14 protein-coding genes, 1 pseudogene and 1 riboswitch are annotated in these 18127 nt (G+C 42.9%); of the genes and pseudogenes, 9 read left to right on the plus strand and 6 right to left on the minus strand.

Translation table 11 applies throughout. The features are described 5' to 3' along the window. Nucleotides 1-488 precede the first annotated feature (488 nt). Nucleotides 489-4835: a S8 family peptidase gene (locus tag AOX59_RS00625; protein WP_082684276.1), complete on the plus strand. Its 4347-nt coding sequence runs from the start codon at nucleotides 489-491 to the stop codon at nucleotides 4833-4835. 175 nt (nucleotides 4836-5010) lie between these two features. Next, nucleotides 5011-5159: riboswitch (FMN riboswitch) on the plus strand. A gap of 190 nt (nucleotides 5160-5349) precedes the next feature. Then, nucleotides 5350-5943 (plus strand): ECF transporter S component, encoded by a 594-nt coding sequence (locus tag AOX59_RS00630; RefSeq protein WP_418000773.1) that lies wholly within the window; start codon nucleotides 5350-5352, stop codon nucleotides 5941-5943. Between the two features lie 348 nt (nucleotides 5944-6291). On the opposite strand, the gene AOX59_RS00635 is transcribed toward AOX59_RS00630, so the two are convergent. Together AOX59_RS00635 and AOX59_RS00640 are read right to left on the minus strand one after the other, a co-directional pair. Next, the gene (locus AOX59_RS00635) at nucleotides 6292-6930 is read right to left on the minus strand and encodes an NAD(P)-dependent oxidoreductase (protein WP_068440363.1); all 639 of its coding nucleotides are present in this window, start codon (nucleotides 6928-6930) and stop codon (nucleotides 6292-6294) included. 64 nt (nucleotides 6931-6994) lie between these two features. Next, nucleotides 6995-7408: an Rrf2 family transcriptional regulator gene (locus tag AOX59_RS00640; RefSeq protein ID WP_068440366.1), complete on the minus strand. Its 414-nt coding sequence runs from the start codon at nucleotides 7406-7408 to the stop codon at nucleotides 6995-6997. Nucleotides 7409-7604: 196 nt separating this feature from the next. Here AOX59_RS00640 and AOX59_RS00645 point away from each other — a divergent pair, with 196 nt between their 5' ends. Then, nucleotides 7605-8510: a LysR family transcriptional regulator gene (locus AOX59_RS00645; RefSeq protein WP_068440369.1), complete on the plus strand. Its 906-nt coding sequence runs from the start codon at nucleotides 7605-7607 to the stop codon at nucleotides 8508-8510. A gap of 152 nt (nucleotides 8511-8662) precedes the next feature. Then, a complete protein-coding gene (locus AOX59_RS00650; protein WP_068440372.1) occupies nucleotides 8663-9019 on the plus strand; it encodes a LysE family transporter in 357 nt (118 codons plus the stop codon). A 137-nt stretch (nucleotides 9020-9156) separates the two neighbouring features. Here the strand turns inward: AOX59_RS00650 and AOX59_RS00655 are convergent, their stop codons facing one another. Then, entirely contained in the window at nucleotides 9157-10389 is a 1233-nt protein-coding gene (locus AOX59_RS00655; protein WP_068440383.1) for an ISL3 family transposase, read from the minus strand. Between the two features lie 110 nt (nucleotides 10390-10499). On the opposite strand from AOX59_RS00655, the gene AOX59_RS19420 reads away from it, so the two are divergent. After that, nucleotides 10500-10754 carry a LysE family translocator gene (locus tag AOX59_RS19420; RefSeq protein ID WP_156418608.1) on the plus strand — a complete coding sequence of 85 codons (255 nt, stop codon included), beginning with the start codon at nucleotides 10500-10502 and terminating at the stop codon, nucleotides 10752-10754. Between the two features lie 145 nt (nucleotides 10755-10899). Here AOX59_RS19420 and AOX59_RS00660 read toward each other — a convergent pair whose 3' ends face one another. Genes AOX59_RS00660 through AOX59_RS00670 form a run of 3 tightly spaced genes read right to left on the minus strand, consistent with a single transcriptional unit; the run spans nucleotide 10900 to nucleotide 12638 of the window. Then, entirely contained in the window at nucleotides 10900-11253 is a 354-nt protein-coding gene (locus tag AOX59_RS00660; protein ID WP_237049337.1) for a TraR/DksA C4-type zinc finger protein, read from the minus strand. A gap of 5 nt (nucleotides 11254-11258) precedes the next feature. Beyond that, nucleotides 11259-11651 carry a hotdog fold thioesterase gene (locus tag AOX59_RS00665; protein WP_068440386.1) on the minus strand — a complete coding sequence of 131 codons (393 nt, stop codon included), beginning with the start codon at nucleotides 11649-11651 and terminating at the stop codon, nucleotides 11259-11261. Nucleotides 11652-11708: 57 nt separating this feature from the next. Beyond that, nucleotides 11709-12638, minus strand: a complete 930-nt coding sequence (locus tag AOX59_RS00670) for a 1,4-dihydroxy-2-naphthoate polyprenyltransferase (protein WP_068440389.1) — start codon at nucleotides 12636-12638, stop codon at nucleotides 11709-11711. Nucleotides 12639-12814: 176 nt separating this feature from the next. Here AOX59_RS00670 and AOX59_RS00675 point away from each other — a divergent pair, with 176 nt between their 5' ends. From AOX59_RS00675 to menB, 4 genes and pseudogenes are all read left to right on the plus strand, one after another. Next, nucleotides 12815-14218 (plus strand): isochorismate synthase, encoded by a 1404-nt coding sequence (locus tag AOX59_RS00675; RefSeq protein WP_068440391.1) that lies wholly within the window; start codon nucleotides 12815-12817, stop codon nucleotides 14216-14218. Beyond that, entirely contained in the window at nucleotides 14205-15947 is a 1743-nt protein-coding gene (gene menD, locus AOX59_RS00680) for a 2-succinyl-5-enolpyruvyl-6-hydroxy-3-cyclohexene-1-carboxylic-acid synthase (protein WP_068440394.1), read from the plus strand. The genes AOX59_RS00675 and menD overlap by 14 nt, the downstream gene beginning before the upstream one ends. A gap of 43 nt (nucleotides 15948-15990) precedes the next feature. Then, a complete protein-coding gene (gene menH, locus AOX59_RS00685; RefSeq protein ID WP_068440397.1) occupies nucleotides 15991-16809 on the plus strand; it encodes a 2-succinyl-6-hydroxy-2,4-cyclohexadiene-1-carboxylate synthase in 819 nt (272 codons plus the stop codon). Between the two features lie 17 nt (nucleotides 16810-16826). Then, a pseudogene (menB, locus tag AOX59_RS00690) lies at nucleotides 16827-17644 on the plus strand (1,4-dihydroxy-2-naphthoyl-CoA synthase). Nucleotides 17645-18127 lie beyond the last annotated feature (483 nt).

Raw genomic sequence — 18127 nt, forward strand, 5'->3', positions numbered from 1 at the left:
AATAGGCACCAATCACTGGTAATTTATTAATAATTTCAGCTGATGGTTGATTCAAGTCATATAATGCAGGATTATTTATCTATTTTTCTTGCTTCTATCACGAAATGTGTCTATGGGCAAAATGAACCTGAAATCTATTAAATGCTTATATACTGGGATTTTCGGGCGAATGATGATGATTTTTTGTTACAAATTGTAATACTTTTGTCGATGGACAGTAATATTGTAATCGGTACTTTATTATCAATTCCGAAAATTCAGATATAATTCGACATAACTCGACACAATTTTTCCCTTAAATCTATTACAGTGATATTAACATCATAGATTCTTTGCCACATGCAGGCATCTATGACAATCACACGTATTATCTCAGAAAGGAGGGCAGCTTGGGAGGTCATTGTTTAGTAAATAACAAAAGGGGAGGAATTAGCTTGCCGAGAAAAAAGCGTCAAACAAGAATCTTTAGTATTGTGGCGTCCGTGTTGATGGTCTTTTCATTGATGGCACCGGGAACAGGCCTTGCCGAATCTGAAGCGAAAAACAACAAGCCGCATGACGCATTCAAAAACTCCCGGGAAGTCGCTGAAAACAAAGTGAATGAACGTCTGCAGAAACAGTTTAAAGATAACGACAAGGTGACTTTTTTAGTCAAATTTAAAGAAAAGGCTGATTCCAAGAAAGTAGCGGCAGAAGCCAGAAAAAATGCCGAATCTGCTAACATGACTGCAAAAAAAGCAGAATTTGTGCAGCGTTCAGCCGTCATTTCGGAACTTAAATCGACTGCACTGGAATCACAGCAGAATGTCAAACAATTTTTGCAAAAGCAATCGGAAAAAGGCAATGCGGAGAATATCCATTCCTATCACATTGTCAATGGCATGGCTGTGAAGGCAACGAAGGACGTGGCTGAAAAAATAGCTGGTTTTGAAGAAGTTGAGAAGATTTTGCCGAACGAAACCCGGACATTGTTTAAACCTGAGACAAAGGATGTCAAGACACCGGAATCCGATATTGCTAACGTTGAATGGAACGTGAATCGTGTTAACGCACCGGAAACTTGGGAAATGGGTATCGATGGTTCAGGAACGGTCGTGGCAAGCATTGATACGGGTGTTCAATGGGATCATCCGGCACTGAAGGAAAACTATCGCGGCTATGACGCATCAACCGATGAAGTTGACCACGATTTTAACTGGTTTGATGCAACTGCGGGTGAATCAGAACCATATGACGATCAGGGACATGGGACACATGTTACCGGTACAATGGTCGGTCATGAAACGGATGGCTCCAACCAGGTCGGGGTTGCCCCGGGCGCCGAATTTATTTCGGTTAAAGCATTTACAGCAGCCGGGGGAACAGATGCTGACCTTCTCGAAGCTGCTGAATGGATTTTAGCACCAACTGACTCAGAAGGGAACGAGCGTGCTGATTTGGCTCCGGATGTTGTCAACAATTCATGGGGCGGCGGACCAGGTCTTGATGAATGGTATCGCGATGTTGTTATTAATTGGCGGGCTGCTGAAATATTCCCTGAGTTTTCGGCCGGCAACACTGGCCTTGGGAATCCGGGCGGACCAGGATCTGTTGCTGCACCGGCTAACTATCCGGAATCATTTGCAACAGGTGCGACAGACAGTGACGACAATTTAGCCGACTTTTCTTTGGAAGGACCATCACCATATGATGAAATTAAACCGGATATATCCGCTCCCGGAGTAGGCATTCGTTCATCCTTACCGGGTGGCGAGTATGGTGCAATGAGCGGAACGTCAATGGCAGGACCGGCTGCTGCGGCTGTTGCTGCAATGCTGCGTCAAGTCGATAGCAGTATAACCGTTGATGAGATGGAGCAAGTCTTAATGGATACGGCCATTCCATTAACTAATGATACGTATCCGGAATCTCCGAATAACGGATTTGGACACGGCTTGGTGAATGCCTATGACGCAGTAAGCGCACTGGAGGACGGTATTGGTACGATTGAAGGTCAAGTAACGAAGCAGGGTGAAGACAACGAAGCACCTATTTTTGAGCATACTGCACCGGCAGAAACATATGCCGGCATGGATCTTGATCTGAATGTGCAGGCAAGTGACAACGTCAGTGTCGCATCGGTAGAGCTGGAGTACCAGGATACAAACGGTGAATGGCAGACCGTTGAAGCAGATCGTGTATCCGGAGATTTTGAAGAAGGTAACTATACAGCCACCATCCCTGGTGACGACATGACTGAAGATTCAGTGACGTATAAATGGGTCATTCGGGATTTTGGTGACAATGATGTGACGAGTGACGAATATGTTATTGAAGTAAAACCAGGCATTTCAACGGGTTATTCTGAGGACTTTGAAAATAACCCTGCAGGCTGGACATCGTTTGGTGAAAATAACAGCTGGGAGCTGGGAACGCCAACATCCGGTCCTGATAATGCGGCATCCGGTGAGAATGTTTATGGAACCAACCTGGATGGCGAATATGACAGCAATATGAATGCAACACTTGTTATGCCGCCAATTGATATGCCTGAAGGAGAAGCATATTTGCAATTCAACCAGTGGCATAACCTGGAAATGTATGATAATGGAAATGCTTATGATTTCGGTCACGTGTTTGTTTCGACTGATCAGGAGGAATGGACACAGCTCACGCAAGTCCAAGGTGAGTCAAACGGTTGGGAAAGTACAGAAGTCGATTTATCGGAATACAGCGGCCAGCGCATCTATATCGGATTTAATGTAACAACCGATTTAAGTGTTACGCGGGAGGGCTGGTATATCGATGATGTTGCTTTATCCGATACATCACAAAGCAGCAAGGCTTCTAAAGACAAGAATGGAAAAGGAAAAGGCAATAACGGAGGCGGTAACCGCTTGTTCAGCGGCATTCACAATGGTAATGGCTTAGGACTGGGCGTCATTAAAGCGGACGAAAAAGCAGGATTGAAAGAAAAAGTCGATCCAAATAAAATCCAGCCGACATTACCTGAAGAAAAGGACATCCCTGAAGATGGTGAAGCCGTCAACCCTAACCTGTTGCCAATCAACGCCGAAGTAAGTGTGCTGGAAAGCGGCAGATCGGTCACGACTGATCCGGCCACAGGTGAGTATTCAATGAGTCATGCTGCCGGCACATTTACGTTGAAAGCTGAGTCATATGGCTTCGAATCGAAAGAACAAAGTGTGACGCTTGAAGCAGATGCGACAGCACAGGCGGATTTCACACTTGATGAGGTTCCGCAATCGACAGTAACAGGTACCATTACGGATGAACAAACAGGTGAACCGATTGAAGGAGCTACCGTGCTTCTTGTTGAAGATTCCAATGTGACACCTGTTGAAACTGATGAAAATGGTAACTATTCGATTACAGGCTATGAAGGAACCTATACGCTTAGAGTGTTGGCTGCTGACTACCACAGTAAAGAGGTAGAAGTGGCGCTTGATGAGGATATGGAACAGGATGTGGAACTGGAACCATTCTACACGTATCCCGGCGGGGAGATAGGCTATGACGATGGCTCAGCTGAAAATGCCCGTGCATTTTATGATGCCGGCAACAAGTGGGCAGTAAAAATGTCCTTGCCGGAGGGTGAAGATTCAGCAGTCGTGACAGACGGGGTCTTCCAATTCCATGACACTGAATTTCCTGATCCGGGTGGTACTGAGTTCGCAGTTGAAGTATGGGATGCATCCGGAACAGACGGCATGCCCGGTGAAAAACTTGCTGGCCCTGTCGAAGCTGAAGCGATACGGGACCTTGAAGAATGGACCGTTGTAGACTTACGGGAGCACAATATCACGGTGGATGGTGACTTCTATATGGTCTATGTCCAAACGGGAGCAAATCCGAATGTACCAGGACTCGCAACAGATGAGAATAGTACAAACGCTGAGCGCAGTTACCAGCAGGTTAGCGGTACGTGGTCACAGTCACCGACTGCTGAAGGTAACTATATGATTCGTTCACGCGTCAGCTATGAAGTAGAAGCACCTGTTATCACAACGCCGGCAGAAGATGACATTACGAACGAAGAAGAAATAACGGTCGAAGGAACTGCTTCTCCAACAACAACGATTCAATTGTTGAATAATGGAGAGGAAGCCGGTACTGTTGAAGTCGGCGACAGTGGAGAATTTGAAATTCCGGTCGAACTGACTGAGGGCACGAATGAATTGAAGGCAGTATCTGTAATGGATGGTGCACAAACAGGTGAATCCGAACCAGTCACCGTCACATTGGATACAGCCAGCCCTGAGATTACGATTGATAATCCGGGGGACGGGGACAAAACAAATCGTGAAACCGTTACAGTCGAGGGAGCTGTTGAAGATGCCAACCTTGACACGGTAGAAATAAACGGCCGTGAAGCTGACGTAGCAGATGACGGATCTTATTCAAAACGGATCCTTCTTGATAATGGTGAAAATGAAATCGAAGTTGTTGCCGGCGATCTGGCAGGAAATACGGCAACAGAATCCGTTACGATTGAGGTCGATTTTGTTGCACCAACGATCGATAACCTGCTGCCGACTGAAGATAAGAGCCTGGAAGCAGGTGAAAGCGTACGCATTGAATTTGACAGTGAGCCGGGACAGGATGCAACATTCTTTATCCATATGCCGCTGACAAATTCAAGCAATCAGGTTGAAAATGCGACTGAGCTGCCAATGATGGAAGTGTCTGACGGCCATTATGTCGGCTATTGGACCGCCACCAATAACATCGTTGCGGAAGGAGCGCAAATTGAAGTGAAAGTTGTCGATGAATTTGGCAACGAAACACGTAAAACGGCAGAAGGTAAATTATTCATTAATACTGACGGTGAATAATTTGAAATCTGCGTCATTAGACTTCCCGTGTGCAGGATGATGCACCCGGGGAGTTTTTTTATAGACAGTAATCGAAATGATATATCATTTTTTGAAAATTAATTAAAAAATCGAAGCATTCCCCTTTTCAAATGCATCATTTCATTGTATAATACCTTTAAAATAACATATCGATTCACATCTTCGGGGCAGGGTGCAATTCCCGACCGACGGTAAGGGGCATGAATAGGTGCTTCAAGTCCGTGACCCGCTTTGCTAAGCTCAGCGGTGGATCCGGTGCAAGTCCGGAACCGACAGTTACAGTCTGGATGGGAGAAGATGAGAGCCGGAAACTGGTACACTTAAGTACTTTGAATTTTCCTGTAGACAATACCCTAAAGCCCCGTATAGGTTTTAGGGTTTTTATTTTGCTATAAAGCGTTTCAGTGTATGTCTCAGCGGGTGAACAATCCAGTGGAAACGGCCTATCCTTCATCAGACAGAGATGGGAATCGATTAAGATGAAGGAGGAAGGATGATGGAAACGAATTTTCGATCATCAAAACTGTTAAAAACAATTATTTTGGCGCTCTTGGGAACCATTTCATTAGTACTTTTCTTTTTGAATTTTCCATTGCCATTTTTGCCGCCTTACCTGAAAATTGACTTCAGTGAAGTACCGGCATTAATTGCAGCACTCATTTTTTCACCGATGGCAGGGGTTGTTGTCGAGGGCATCAAAAATTTGCTGTATTTGCTTGTGTCAGGTGCCGGTGATCCGATTGGTGTTGCTTCCAATTTCCTGGCCGGGGTAATGTTCATTGTGCCTGTAGCGATGCTTTATCATAAATTCAAAGGTGTTAAGAGTGTCGTATCCGGTATTGTAACAGGAACAATCATTATGGCCCTTGGCATGAGTATCTTAAATTACTATGTTATTCTGCCTGCCTATGCTTGGTTTATTGGCGCACCTGAAATGGCAGGGGAAACTGCAAAATGGATAGCCGTCTCGGCTGGTATACTGCCATTCAATCTCATAAAAGGTGTCGTAGTCGGCTTATTGTTTGTACCGCTGTTTATTAAAATGAAGACATGGATTGAACAAAAACAAGTGAACATGGCGTCATAGTTTATGGAGTGTTCTGAAGGTAAGTAGTTCACTTACGGTGGAGAAAATATAAAATCACATTATAATTAGCGTACTAAATAACATTTAGTGCGCTATTTTTTACGGCTATAACAACGCTTTTAAAGAAAATTGATATTTTATTATTCGTATGAGCACGATAATTAACAAAGTGACAATAAATATTGTCATCGTCCTAAAAGCATTGATAAAACGGGTCAAAATTATTTTAAATACCCTTCTGAAGGATACATGATTCTTCAAATACCTTTGTCTGAATAGGTTGAATTGCTATCCCCCATATTTAGGAGGATGGCAATTGATTCGTCGGCGAAAGTGACTGTGTTTTATTTAATCCGACTCTCCCACTACAACAAATCGCTCGTTAAGGTGTTGAGGATTTTCGATTTCATCCAATACAGCAATGGCAAAGTCAGCGTAACTTATATAACTTTCACTTTTTGAATTAACAAGAAGCTGATCTTTTCCTGACTGGTATGATCCCGTTTTCTTTCCTTCCGCATCAAATACGGCAGACGGACTGATGAATGTCCAAGTAATATCCGTTGTTTCCTGTAATTCTTTCAAATTTCGTGCTTGGCCTTTGGCTGTTGGTTTAAATGCAACTGGAAAATCAGGAGTATCAATCACCTTAACAGATTTGTTTTCATCAACGTATAGGCTTCCGGCTCCACCGACAATGATCGCTCTTGTATTTGTCCCTTTAAGGGCCTGGATTAATGCATGCCCTGCATCAACATGTGCTTGCTCTTCACCAAGTGGGGCACCAAAGGCGTTCACTACAACGTCAAAAGCTTTGATATCTTCTGGTGTGAGATCAAAGATATTTTTTTCTATAACGTCAACACTCTTATCGGAAAGTTTTGATGCATCTCTAACAATAGCTGTTACCTGATGTGCCCGTTGAAGGGCTTCTTTTAAAATAAGATTTCCTGCTTTGCCACTTGCGCCAATGACGCCTATTTTCATTTCTGATTCCTCCTTAGTTTTTTGTAACAATAAAGGTTACATTTCGGTGGTGAAAAAATCTCTTTTATTCAAAGAGATCGTTCACTATGTCTTGTAAGGTTTGGTTGGATAATTCCTTCTCTATCGCTTGTTGAACCTTGCCAAACGTTGTGTCCAAGGTAGACTGTATATTAGCACCTACTTCACAGTGCGGGTTAGGGTTCTGATGTATGGCAAAAACGGATTCTTGATTTCCTTGTATCGCTTTATAAATGTCCAATAAAGTGATATCCGTAGAAAGCCTTGTCAATTGAATGCCGGTAATTCCTGGTTGTGAGGTCAAAAGCCCGGCATGTTTTAACTCGCTCGTAAGCCGTCGGACCACAACGGAATTCGTTTGAATACTACGCGCAATAAAATCAGATGTCAGTTGTTCACGTGAATGTAGGGCAGCCAAAGAAAGAATATGAATGGATACAGCTAAACGATTATTTTTCATTTCTTTTCACCACCGATGTAACAATTATAGTTACATATAGAAGATGTGTCAAGATTGGACTTGTTGATGGTGTCTTTTAATAATAAAGTCGATAACTTAACAATAAAGTTGTATACTGAAGACTGTTACCCGTATTCCTCAAACGATCGCGAAACAGGAATAAGAACTAGTTTTATTTAAAAGGGAGGTGTTCAAATTGACATTACAACAATTAAAATATGTTTTAGAAGTAGCAAGTAAAGGGTCTATGAATGAGGCGGCACTAAGTTTATTTATCTCTCAGCCAAGCTTGTCGAATGCTATAAAAGAATTAGAGAGGGAAATAAAAATCACAATATTTGTTAGGACAAATAGAGGAATAACTATTTCTAACGAGGGTGCCGAGTTTTTAGGTTATGCCAGACAGGTCATGCAGCAGTACAACATGCTTGAAGAAAAATATATGGGAGAAGAAAAAGCAAGGCAGCATTTTTGTATTTCAACCCATCATTATAATTTTGCAGCTAATGCTTTTGTTGAACTCGTAAAGGAATTTGGATCTATTGAATATGAATTTACGCTTCGTGAAACTAAAACATATGAAATTATTGAAGATGTGAAAAATTTACGGAGTGAGTTAGGCATTATCTACCTAAGTAATTATAATGAGTCAGTAATGTTAAATCTTTTGAAAGAGAGAAATATAAGTTTTTCAGAATTATTTACTACTAAGCCATATGTTTTCATAAGTAAAGAGCATCCATTGTCCAAAAAGAAATCTATTGATTTGGAAGAGTTAGATGATTATCCGCGCCTTTCTTTTGAGCAAGGAGAATACAATTCCTTTTACTTTTCAGAAGAAATATTAAGTACAAGAAGTGTAAAGAAAAGCATTAAAGTAAGTGATCGTGCGGCTATTGTTAATTTTATGATTGGTCTAAATGGGTATACAATTTCTACTGGAGTGTTTCCTAAATATCTTCATGGAGATGCTATTATTGCTGTGCCGCTTAATGTGGAAGAAATCATAAGGGTTGGAACCATAAAGCATAAAGATGTCAATTTACCGAGACTTGGTCAAATCTATTTAGATGCATTAAAAAAGATTGCCAAAGAAATATAGAAAAGTGTCATAATCACCTTGATATAGCTTTAAACTATATCAAGGTATATACTTTTAGAATTATACTATATCTAAGTCACCCCTTATAATATTAATTACTGATGGCGATAAGCTGAGATCAAAATATACAAAGGGGTGGAATTAATATTAGTATGGGAATCCAAGCAGCTATTTCATATGTTGTATACCTGTTCATTAATGCCTTTACACCAGGACCTGGTAATATCCTAGCTTTAAATACAATGACCAATTATGGTTGGAAGAGAGGGAAACGCTTATTTTTTGGAATTTTTACTGGATATTATCTTGTCCAAGTATCCGTCGCAATTTTTGTTTTTGGATTAGCAAATTTTATCAATCCAATAATGATCATTCTTAAATATGCTGGAGTCATTTATATCTTATGGCTTGCTTATCAAGTGGTGACTAGTAATCCTCATATTGAAAAAAAGGATAAACAACCTTCATTTTTCGGCTATTCGCTATTTAGTGTTGAAAAGTTAGTATAATAGCACCACATAAATCTACCATTCCTTGTTTGCTGCCTGTATTGTCTTGGATGCTTTACAGGTCGTCAAGGAAAGCGCTTGACAACCTGTAAAGCATCCAAGGGAGAGTTGGCAAGCAAACGAAGGAAACACTATAGTCATGGCTCAACAATTAAATCAAGTTTGTTAACTGTCGCGTAGATCATGGCGATGAAATTGTCCGTAGAGCGGTAACCTCGAGCCTTTCTCTTGGCAGCTTGAACCAGGCCATTTATGCCTTCAAGCAGCCCATTGGTCAATTTGGTAATGAACCACCTTAAAATACCGTCCTTGTGCTTTTTCAGTGACTTTGCAGCCTTGATCATAGGTTCCAACTGTGAACGGATGGCCCAGTCATACCATGCATCAAAATAAATATCAGAGGATAGCGGTGATAGTTGCCACATCTTCTGGAGGGATAATTTTATGCGATAGGCACGCCCTGTTTTTAAGTCCATGTCCTTAAGTTTCTGGAATTTACTGTCCTGCTTTTTGGTTAGATTTTCTTGGTTTTTTAGCCACACGTAACGTGAATTTTTCAGTAATGGTTCGGTCGCTTGTTCATGTTTGCGAACCTTATCCAATGCTTCGTTCACCAGCTTCATGACATGAAATTTATCAAATGTGATCGATGCATCGGGGAAATTCGCTTCAATTCCTGCTATAAACGAAGGCGACATATCCGAACATATTTCCCTGATTTGGGAAGGGGAAACGCCTTTGCGTTCAAGGAACTGGCAAAAGTCCTGTAATACATCTGAACTTTTTCCTTCTGTGGCGAACAATAACCGTTTAGTATCCGTGTCGATAAACAGTGTCACGTATTTATGTCCTTTGGCACGGGATGTTTCATCAATGGCGACGCGTGTCACACTGGAGACATCAAGCTCCTTCATCGCTTGATGAACATAATACTTAAATACACGCCAGAGACGGGTATCATGTTCACCAACCTTACGAGCAACAGCTGCCACAGGCATTTCAGCCATTAAGGACATCACATGATAATCAAAGAATAATGAAAACCCGGCACCCGGCCGTGCCCAGTCTATCTTGACGGTACGTATTTTACCGCAGGATTCACAATTAACACGCGGCATTCTGGCATGAAGCAATGTTTGATATTGCCAAAAATCAAGGTGTCGCCATGTGCGATCCTGATCATAAATATCATGGACTTTACAGCCTGGATTTCCACAGTTAGGACATGTAAATTCAGCACCTGATCTGTATTCGATATAGATGTGTAAGGTCTTTTCATCTTTTGCCAGTTCATGATGAAAAACATACCAAGGTTCAGGTATTTCCAAGGCAGATTGAAACATATTATACTTTTCTTCAAAATTCTTCATAAAGCCAACACTCCCGGGTAATTTAATAGTTTTTACCCAGTATGGACAGCTATATGAAACATTAGACTAAACATTAAATAGCGAGGAAGCCATTTTTCGTTGGTTTTATTTTGCAGATTGTTAATGTGAAAATATTTTTATTTGGAATCACTGCGTTGACAGGATATGTTACACCATATTATACATCAGTCGGTATGCTTTTACTGTTTGGATTGAGTATTTCCACAATAGGGATTATTGCTACCTTGAGCTGGATATTTTTTGGTGGGTTATTTAAAAAGGCTTATCGTAAATACTTTCGAGTAGTTAATGTTATATTGGCACTATTACTTGTAGAGTGTGCAGTTGCACTGTTTTTACAATGAACAACAAAATATTATATAATATGCTTAATTAACGCACACTACTTATCCTGAAGGGGGACTCTTTTTTGGTTAGACTTATAGTATTTAAATAATATTTTCCAGGACATCTTAGAGCCAAAAAAAGACTGCCTCTATTCAGGGACAGTCATTCTTGTTCTTCCTCTTCTACACGATTTCTAGCTGTTGGCTCTGCTTCAAGTCGTTCTTCCGGTATCGGTTTTCCGGATTTTTCACTTATGCCATATGTTCCATTTTCGACACGTTCCAGAGCCGCTTCGATTTCATCAAGCCGTTCTTTTCTTACCATGTCAAGGCCCGCGTCTCTTTCTTGCTCGAATTGTTCGGTACCCAAATCTCCCGGATGATTATCATAATCCGCTAAGTCGCCGGTTGCTTCATTAGGACTCGTTTCGTCTTCAGATTCCAAATCGGATTCAATTGATTTCTTCATCTCCATCAGCCGTTTTTTGAAATCGTTTAGTTTTTCGTTACTCAGCAATGAGATTACTCCTTTCTGTTTTTAGGGACAACGCCAATTGTACAGCGGGATATACATATCAAGTTACCTGGTTCATCCGTGATGTTGATTTCCCACACCATGGTTGTTTTGCCCCTGTGGAGTGGTGTTGCTGTTGCAGTGACAATACCTTCGCGTTTGCTTTTAATATGGTTGGCATTAATCTCGAGTCCAAATATATTAAACTGTTCAGGCTCAACGTTCATAAGTGCCCCCATGCTTGCAGCCGTCTCGGCCAATGCAACATTCGCTCCGCCGTGCAAGAACCCTGCCGGCTGATGTGTTCTTTTATCGACAGGCATCGTCATAACGACCTTATCTTTTTCTAGTGAGACCGTTTCAATCCCCAGTGCTTCGATGAGTGTATCGTTGTATTCCAATTAAGAGCAGCTCCTTTAACTGAAATCGGCAGAACGGCCGGTTCGTGTGTTTTTGTATCAGAAAAAATTACTGACTAAAAGCGAAATGCCAAGCAGCAATCCGTATAGTGTGTTGGTTTTTCCAGTTGCAGCCATTGCCGGCATCATTTCCAGTGGTTTGGTTTTGCCGCGGAATTTACGAATGACATCACTTGCTTTTATGACACTGAGAAACGCTATAACCGACCATACCGGAAGCACGTCTGAAAGAATGTATAGCCCCGTTAAGAAATAGGCAGCGATAAACATGATACCCAGAAATCGAACGGCATTTTTCCGTCCCAGGAGAATGGCAACTGTTTTTCTCCCGTTTTCCTTATCACCGTCCAAATCACGGATGTTATTAGACATCATGATACCGCCGATAAAAATGGCAATCGGAATTGAAAGCCAAATGACTGAGCTTGTTATGACGGATGTTTGGATATAATAACTGATGCCGATGATGACTGTTCCCATGAAAAATCCGGAAAACAGTTCCCCGAATGGTGTATATGCAATTGGTAAAGGGCCGCCAGTATACAAGTAACCAAAAAGCATACAGATTAAACCGATAAGGGCAATCCACCAGCTGGATTCAATGCAGATATAGACACCAAGCAATATGGCAATCGCGAAAAATGTGAACGCCATTCTTTTGACGGTTGTTGGTGAAATGCCATCTCTCACAATTGTACCACCGATGCCAACTGATTTTTCGTTATCCAATCCCCTTGCAAAATCGTAATATTCATTGAACATATTTGTAGCGGACTGGATCAGTATGGAAGCCAGAAGCATTGCCAAAAATAACCACACGTTAATTTGGTGGGTGGTCAGTGCAAACATGGTTCCGACAAATACCGGCACAACAGAGGCGGTCAGTGTATGCGGGCGCAGCAGCCGCCACCATATATGGAAACCGCTCTTTTCATTAAGTTCTTCTTTTATTGAGGTTATGGGTTCCACGAATCCTCTCTCCTTTTATGATATCACTATAAGTTTAGGCAATTCGTCTTGAGGTGTCAATCTGGAAAAGTCAGGGTATTGTCACTTTCAGATAGATTTTCTTGAGGAACTTATCAAAAAAGAATAAAATAGATGTGGTACTTTGTAATGGTAGATAATTACGGAGGTTAATATAGATGCTAGAAGTAAAAGAGACAGGCCTTCAGTCGATGCTTGAAAAAGCAATCAGTGAAGCAAAAGAGAATCACACAGCACGAATGATAAGCATGACAAAAAAAGTCAATAAAACCAATCCGCTTTTGTTTATTGAAGCTGGAAAGAAGTTGTCTGTGGATCGGACATTCTGGTCGAGCACCTCTGAAAATTTTTCCATCGCAGGCATTGGCTGTGCCCATGAAATAAATGCCAAATCAAACCGAATGGAAGAGGCAGAAGAAGCCTGGCAAAAGTTGCGCGATGAAGCGATTATCCATAACCCTTATAAAACGTCGGGGACTGGATTAGTGACAATGGGCGGAATGTCATTTGATCCATTGATGCAAAAGACATCTTTATGGAAAAACTTTTCTCATCTTTCATTGACCATACCCGAAATGTTGCTGACCCAATCGGATGATAATTGCTATTTAACCACTAACGTCAAAGTAAACGCAGACGACCAGGCAGCAGAACTCGCGCAGAGGCTGAACAAGATGGAACGTATGTTGTTAAATCCTTCCATCAACCTTCCTGGAGAAGTGGGTATTGAAATGAAGCAGGAGATCGATCCTGAGACTTGGAAACAAACAGTAACGTATGCAACCGACTATATCAAGCAAAATTATGCCAAAAAAATAGTTCTTGCCCGCAAACTTTTTGTCAAACTGTCTGACGAAGCAGCCGTATCAAGTGTTTTAAAAAAGCTGATTGAACAGCAGCCGAACAGTTATGTGTTTGCTTTTGAACGTAATGGGGACTGCTTTCTCGGGGCTTCGCCGGAACGTCTGGTCAAACAAGAAAACGATGAAGTGTTGTCCACTTGCCTGGCCGGGACGGCACCACGCGGGAAAACAAAAGAAGAGGATGACCGGATTGCTCATTCATTACTCTATGACGAAAAGAATCGCAGTGAACACGATTTTGTTGTGAAAATGATCAGGCAGTCGATGGAACATTATTGCCGGGCTGTCAACGTTCCGGATAAACCTGTTATCTATCCGCTTAAAAATTTACAGCATTTGTATACACCGGTAACGGCGGTTTTAAACGAGAGATACAGTATTTTCGATATCATTGAAAGACTGCATCCAACACCCGCACTTGGCGGTGTTCCACGGGACGAGTCACTCGCATTCATCCGTGAACACGAACAGCTGGACAGGGGCTGGTACGGTGCTCCTGTTGGCTGGATGGACAGTAATCGTAACGGTGAATTTGCGGTAGCCATCCGTTCAGGTTTAATCCAGGGTGATAAAGCATCGTTGTTCGCCGGGTGCGGTATTGTCCAGGATTCCAATCCGGATGAGGAGTATAAAGAAACTGGAATAAAATTCTTGCCGATGTTGTCTGTACTGGGAGGCGGAAATCATGAATCACACTGAAAATCTAACACGGTATACAGCCAATTTTGTTGATGAGCTTGCAGCGAGCGACCTGACAGATGTCGTCATTTCGCCTGGTTCGCGTTCGACACCACTGGCTCTGACAATCGCTGAGCATTCTGATTTATACGAACGTATTGTAATCGATGAGCGCTCAGCAGCTTTTTTCGCTTTAGGAATGGCAAAAAAGCAAAAGAAAGCTGTTGCACTCGTTTGTTCTTCAGGGACAGCTGCAGCGAATTACTTTCCGGCAGTTATTGAAGCCTATTACAGCCGCACTCCTTTAATTGTTCTGACGGCGGACCGGCCGCCTGAACTGCGTGACATAGGTGCCCCGCAGGCAATTGATCAAATTAAGCTATACGGCGATTATCCTAAATGGTTTCATGAAATGGCATTGCCTGAAGCGGGCGATGACATGCTTCTTTATGCACGCGCAAAAGCATCACAGGCGGTCAATACAGCAAATGAAGGCAATTCAGGCGCGGTCCATTTGAATTTTCCTTTTCGTGAACCGCTCATACCTGATTTTTCGTTGGAAAACTTGTGGGGAAAGCGAAGCAACAAGCCATTTTATGCGAAGACTGAAGGCAAGCGGCGTTTGGATGAAGATCAGCTTCAACGACTGCACGCTGAATTGATGTCATTCCGGAAAGGGCTGATCGTCTGCGGCCCGCAAACCGATCCTGAATTAGCCGCTGCTGTCACTGAATTAGCCGAGATGTGGCAAACCCCAATTCTTGCGGACCCACTTTCCCAAGTAAGGGCCGGTGAGCACCGTAAAGATTTGGTGATTGAAAGTTATGATGCTATCTTAAGAAGTGAGAACATCAGAGCACAGCTTAAACCAGATTTTATTATTCGGTTCGGTGCGATGCCGGTTTCCAAGCCGTATCTTTTTTATGTGAAGGAGAACAGCGATATTGCGCAGTTTGTCGTGGAAAATATAGCAGGGTACAGAGAGCCCGCCGGCAATGAAACTGAAATGATTTATGCTGACAGTGCCAAGCTGTGCAATGATTTGGCACATTGTGAGGCGCCTGCTGCATTTGACGTGGAGTGGCTTCAAACTTGGCAAAAAATGAACCAGGCAGCTAAAAATCACTTACTGGAATCGGATAGCCAAAATGCTATAACGGAAGGGGAAACGGTCAGGTGTCTGACTGAAGCCGTTCCGGATAAAAGCAGCATTTATGTCGGAAACAGTATGAGTGTTCGAGATTTGGATACATTTTTCATGACAACGCCAAAATCAATTGACGTGCTGTCAAATCGGGGCGCCAATGGCATTGATGGCATGATTTCAAGTGGGCTCGGTGCAGCGGCAACCGGTGAAGCGACCACGCTGCTGCTCGGTGACTTATCATTTTTCCACGATATGAACGGGCTTCTGACAGCGAAACATTACACCTTGAATATTACCATTGTCGTTATAAACAACAATGGCGGGGGTATTTTTTCATTCCTACCGCAAGTGAATCACAAAGCTCATTTTGAGGCATTGTTTGGAACACCGCTGGATATAGACATTGAAGATGCGGTTAAGATGTACGGCGGAACCTATCAGCAGCCCGGAGATGAAACTGAACTAAAGACGGCGCTGAATGAAAGTTATCAATATAAGGGCTTATCAGTTGTAGAGGTGAAAACAGACCGGTCTGAAAACCTTAATTGGCATCATGAAAAATGGAGGCAAATCGAGACCTCATTATTGACGCATCTCAGCTGATGATAGTTCAGGGTGACACGTTACCGAGTGGAGGACTGTAGATATGTATCAGACAATTAATAATACGGCATATTGGTATGAATTGAAGGGTGACGGTGTGCCGGTTGTCTATTTGCACGGATTTACCGGGACAGGCGGCACATGGGATGAGATGACGAGACAGCTACCGGAAAACTTTCTGAGCTTGACGATTGATCTGCCGGGCCATGGCCGGACTGATTCGGGAGCCCCAAAAGACATGGAAGGCTTTAGCCGTGATTTAGCCAGATTGCTTGATTACTATCAATGGCAAAAAGTTCACCTTATCGGTTATTCAATGGGCGGGCGTACGGCACTGTCATTTGCTATTGCTTATCCGGACAGGGTGAAGTCCCTGACGCTGGAAAGTGCATCGCCGGGATTATCTGATGAGAGCGAAAGAGAAGACCGGCGCCGGAAAGATGAACATCTGGCCTCTCGGATTGAAAACGATGGTGTGAAAGCTTTTGTTGATTTTTGGGAAAATATTCCGCTCTTTCAATCACAAAAAAAATTACCGGGAAACGTGCGTGAAAAAATACACACAGAAAGACTTTCACATTCACGAGAAGGGCTCGCACAATCATTGCGGTATATGGGAACAGGTTCCCAGCCTTCCTGGTGGGATGCATTACAATCCTTGGAAGTTCCCGTTTTGCTGCTTGCCGGTGAAAGTGATGAAAAGTTTACAGCGATAAATCAATCAATGAAAAAACTGATTCCAACAGCAGAACTTGCCGTCGTTAAAGATGCGGGTCATGCAATTCATGTGGAACTTCCCGATATTTTTGGTAAAATAGTAAGTGAATTTTTGAAAACTGTCGAACTCAGTACATACCAATGAATTAAAGGAGGAAAATAATGACTGTTCAATGGGAAGAAGCAAAGAAATACGAGGAAATTATTTATGAAAAATATGATGGCATTGCCAAGGTGACAATGAACCGTCCGGAAAAACGGAATGCGTTCACACCGCTCACTGTTAATGAAATGATTGATGCGTTTGCGGATGCACGTGATGATTCATCAATTGGTGTTATTATTTTAGCAGGTGCAGGGACAAGGCATTCTGCTCCGGCGGTGACCAATCTGTACGCGGTCACGGCGGGTATGTTGGTGAGGATCAAGTCCCCCGCTTGAATGTGCTTGATCTGCAGCGGCTTATCCGGACAATTCCAAAGCCGGTTGTAGCAATGGTCTCCGGTTATGCAATCGGCGGCGGTCATGTGTTGCATGTTGTATGTGACCTGACAATTGCAGCGGACAATGCTATCTTTGGCCAGACAGGTCCGAAAGTAGGAAGCTTTGATGCCGGATATGGCGCCGCTTTATTGGCACGGATGGTCGGCCATAAGCGTGCCCGTGAAATCTGGTATCTGTGCCGTCAATACAATGCTGAAGAAGCTTATGATATGGGACTGGTCAACACTGTTGTGCCTCTGGAAAAACTTGAGGAAGAGACAGTGCAATGGTGTGAAGAAATGCTTGAAAAATCACCAACAGCTCTTCGTTTCCTGAAAGCGTCATTCAATGCGGACACTGATGGACTTGCCGGCCTGCAGCAAATGGGCGGCGATGCCACATTGCTTTACTATACAACAGAGGAAGCGAAAGAAGGACGGGATGCGTTTAAAGAAAAAAGAAAACCGGACTTTAAGCAATTCCCGCGTTTTCCTTAAGCTGCCATCATTTCGGGAGGCCTTTGCTGCTTGACGGCAAAGGCTTTTCTTAGTTTCGCTTTTTAGATATATATCATATGTTAATAAGTACTTAAATAAAGCCCGTCTCCCAACGGACTTTAGTGTGACATATAATCCATATAATGCGAGGTAGTGACAGGGTTGAATTCCGCTGCGGACAGTCGCGCACCTTAGGGCAACGCTTCAGCTTCTCGGAAGCAAAGACCACTTCCTGCTCAGAACTCAGCTGCCCGTTTTCCCGCAGGAGTCGACTGCCCTCCGCTCCAATCAATGCCATGTTAGCGCAGGAAATACACTCCAGACTCCTGCGGAAAAGCGAAGACGATGAGACTCCACAGCGAGCGTTCTTTGCGAGCGAGGAGGCTCAGCGCGAGCCCGCGGAAAGCTGGAGTGTACTTCCGGAGCGGTATTATAGCACTCACATATTTTCATAATACGACGCACTTACTATCAAATGCGAAG

The sequence above is a fragment of the Lentibacillus amyloliquefaciens genome (assembly GCF_001307805.1).
GTDB lineage: Bacteria > Bacillota > Bacilli > Bacillales > Amphibacillaceae > Lentibacillus > Lentibacillus amyloliquefaciens.

Excerpts from the sequence above, each read along its gene's own strand:
- AOX59_RS00625 (WP_082684276.1), top strand. The coding sequence starts at position 489 with ATGGTCTTTTCATTGATGGCACCGGGAACAGGCCTTGCCGAATCTGAA.
- AOX59_RS00630 (WP_418000773.1), top strand. The coding sequence starts at position 5,350 with ATGATGGAAACGAATTTTCGATCATCAAAACTGTTAAAAACAATTATT.
- AOX59_RS00635 (WP_068440363.1), bottom strand. The coding sequence starts at position 6,930 with ATGAAAATAGGCGTCATTGGCGCAAGTGGCAAAGCAGGAAATCTTATT.
- AOX59_RS00640 (WP_068440366.1), bottom strand. The coding sequence starts at position 7,408 with ATGAAAAATAATCGTTTAGCTGTATCCATTCATATTCTTTCTTTGGCT.
- AOX59_RS00650 (WP_068440372.1), top strand. The coding sequence starts at position 8,663 with ATGGGAATCCAAGCAGCTATTTCATATGTTGTATACCTGTTCATTAAT.
- AOX59_RS00655 (WP_068440383.1), bottom strand. The coding sequence starts at position 10,389 with ATGAAGAATTTTGAAGAAAAGTATAATATGTTTCAATCTGCCTTGGAA.
- AOX59_RS00675 (WP_068440391.1), top strand. The coding sequence starts at position 12,815 with ATGCTAGAAGTAAAAGAGACAGGCCTTCAGTCGATGCTTGAAAAAGCA.
- menD (WP_068440394.1), top strand. The coding sequence starts at position 14,205 with ATGAATCACACTGAAAATCTAACACGGTATACAGCCAATTTTGTTGAT.
- menH (WP_068440397.1), top strand. The coding sequence starts at position 15,991 with ATGTATCAGACAATTAATAATACGGCATATTGGTATGAATTGAAGGGT.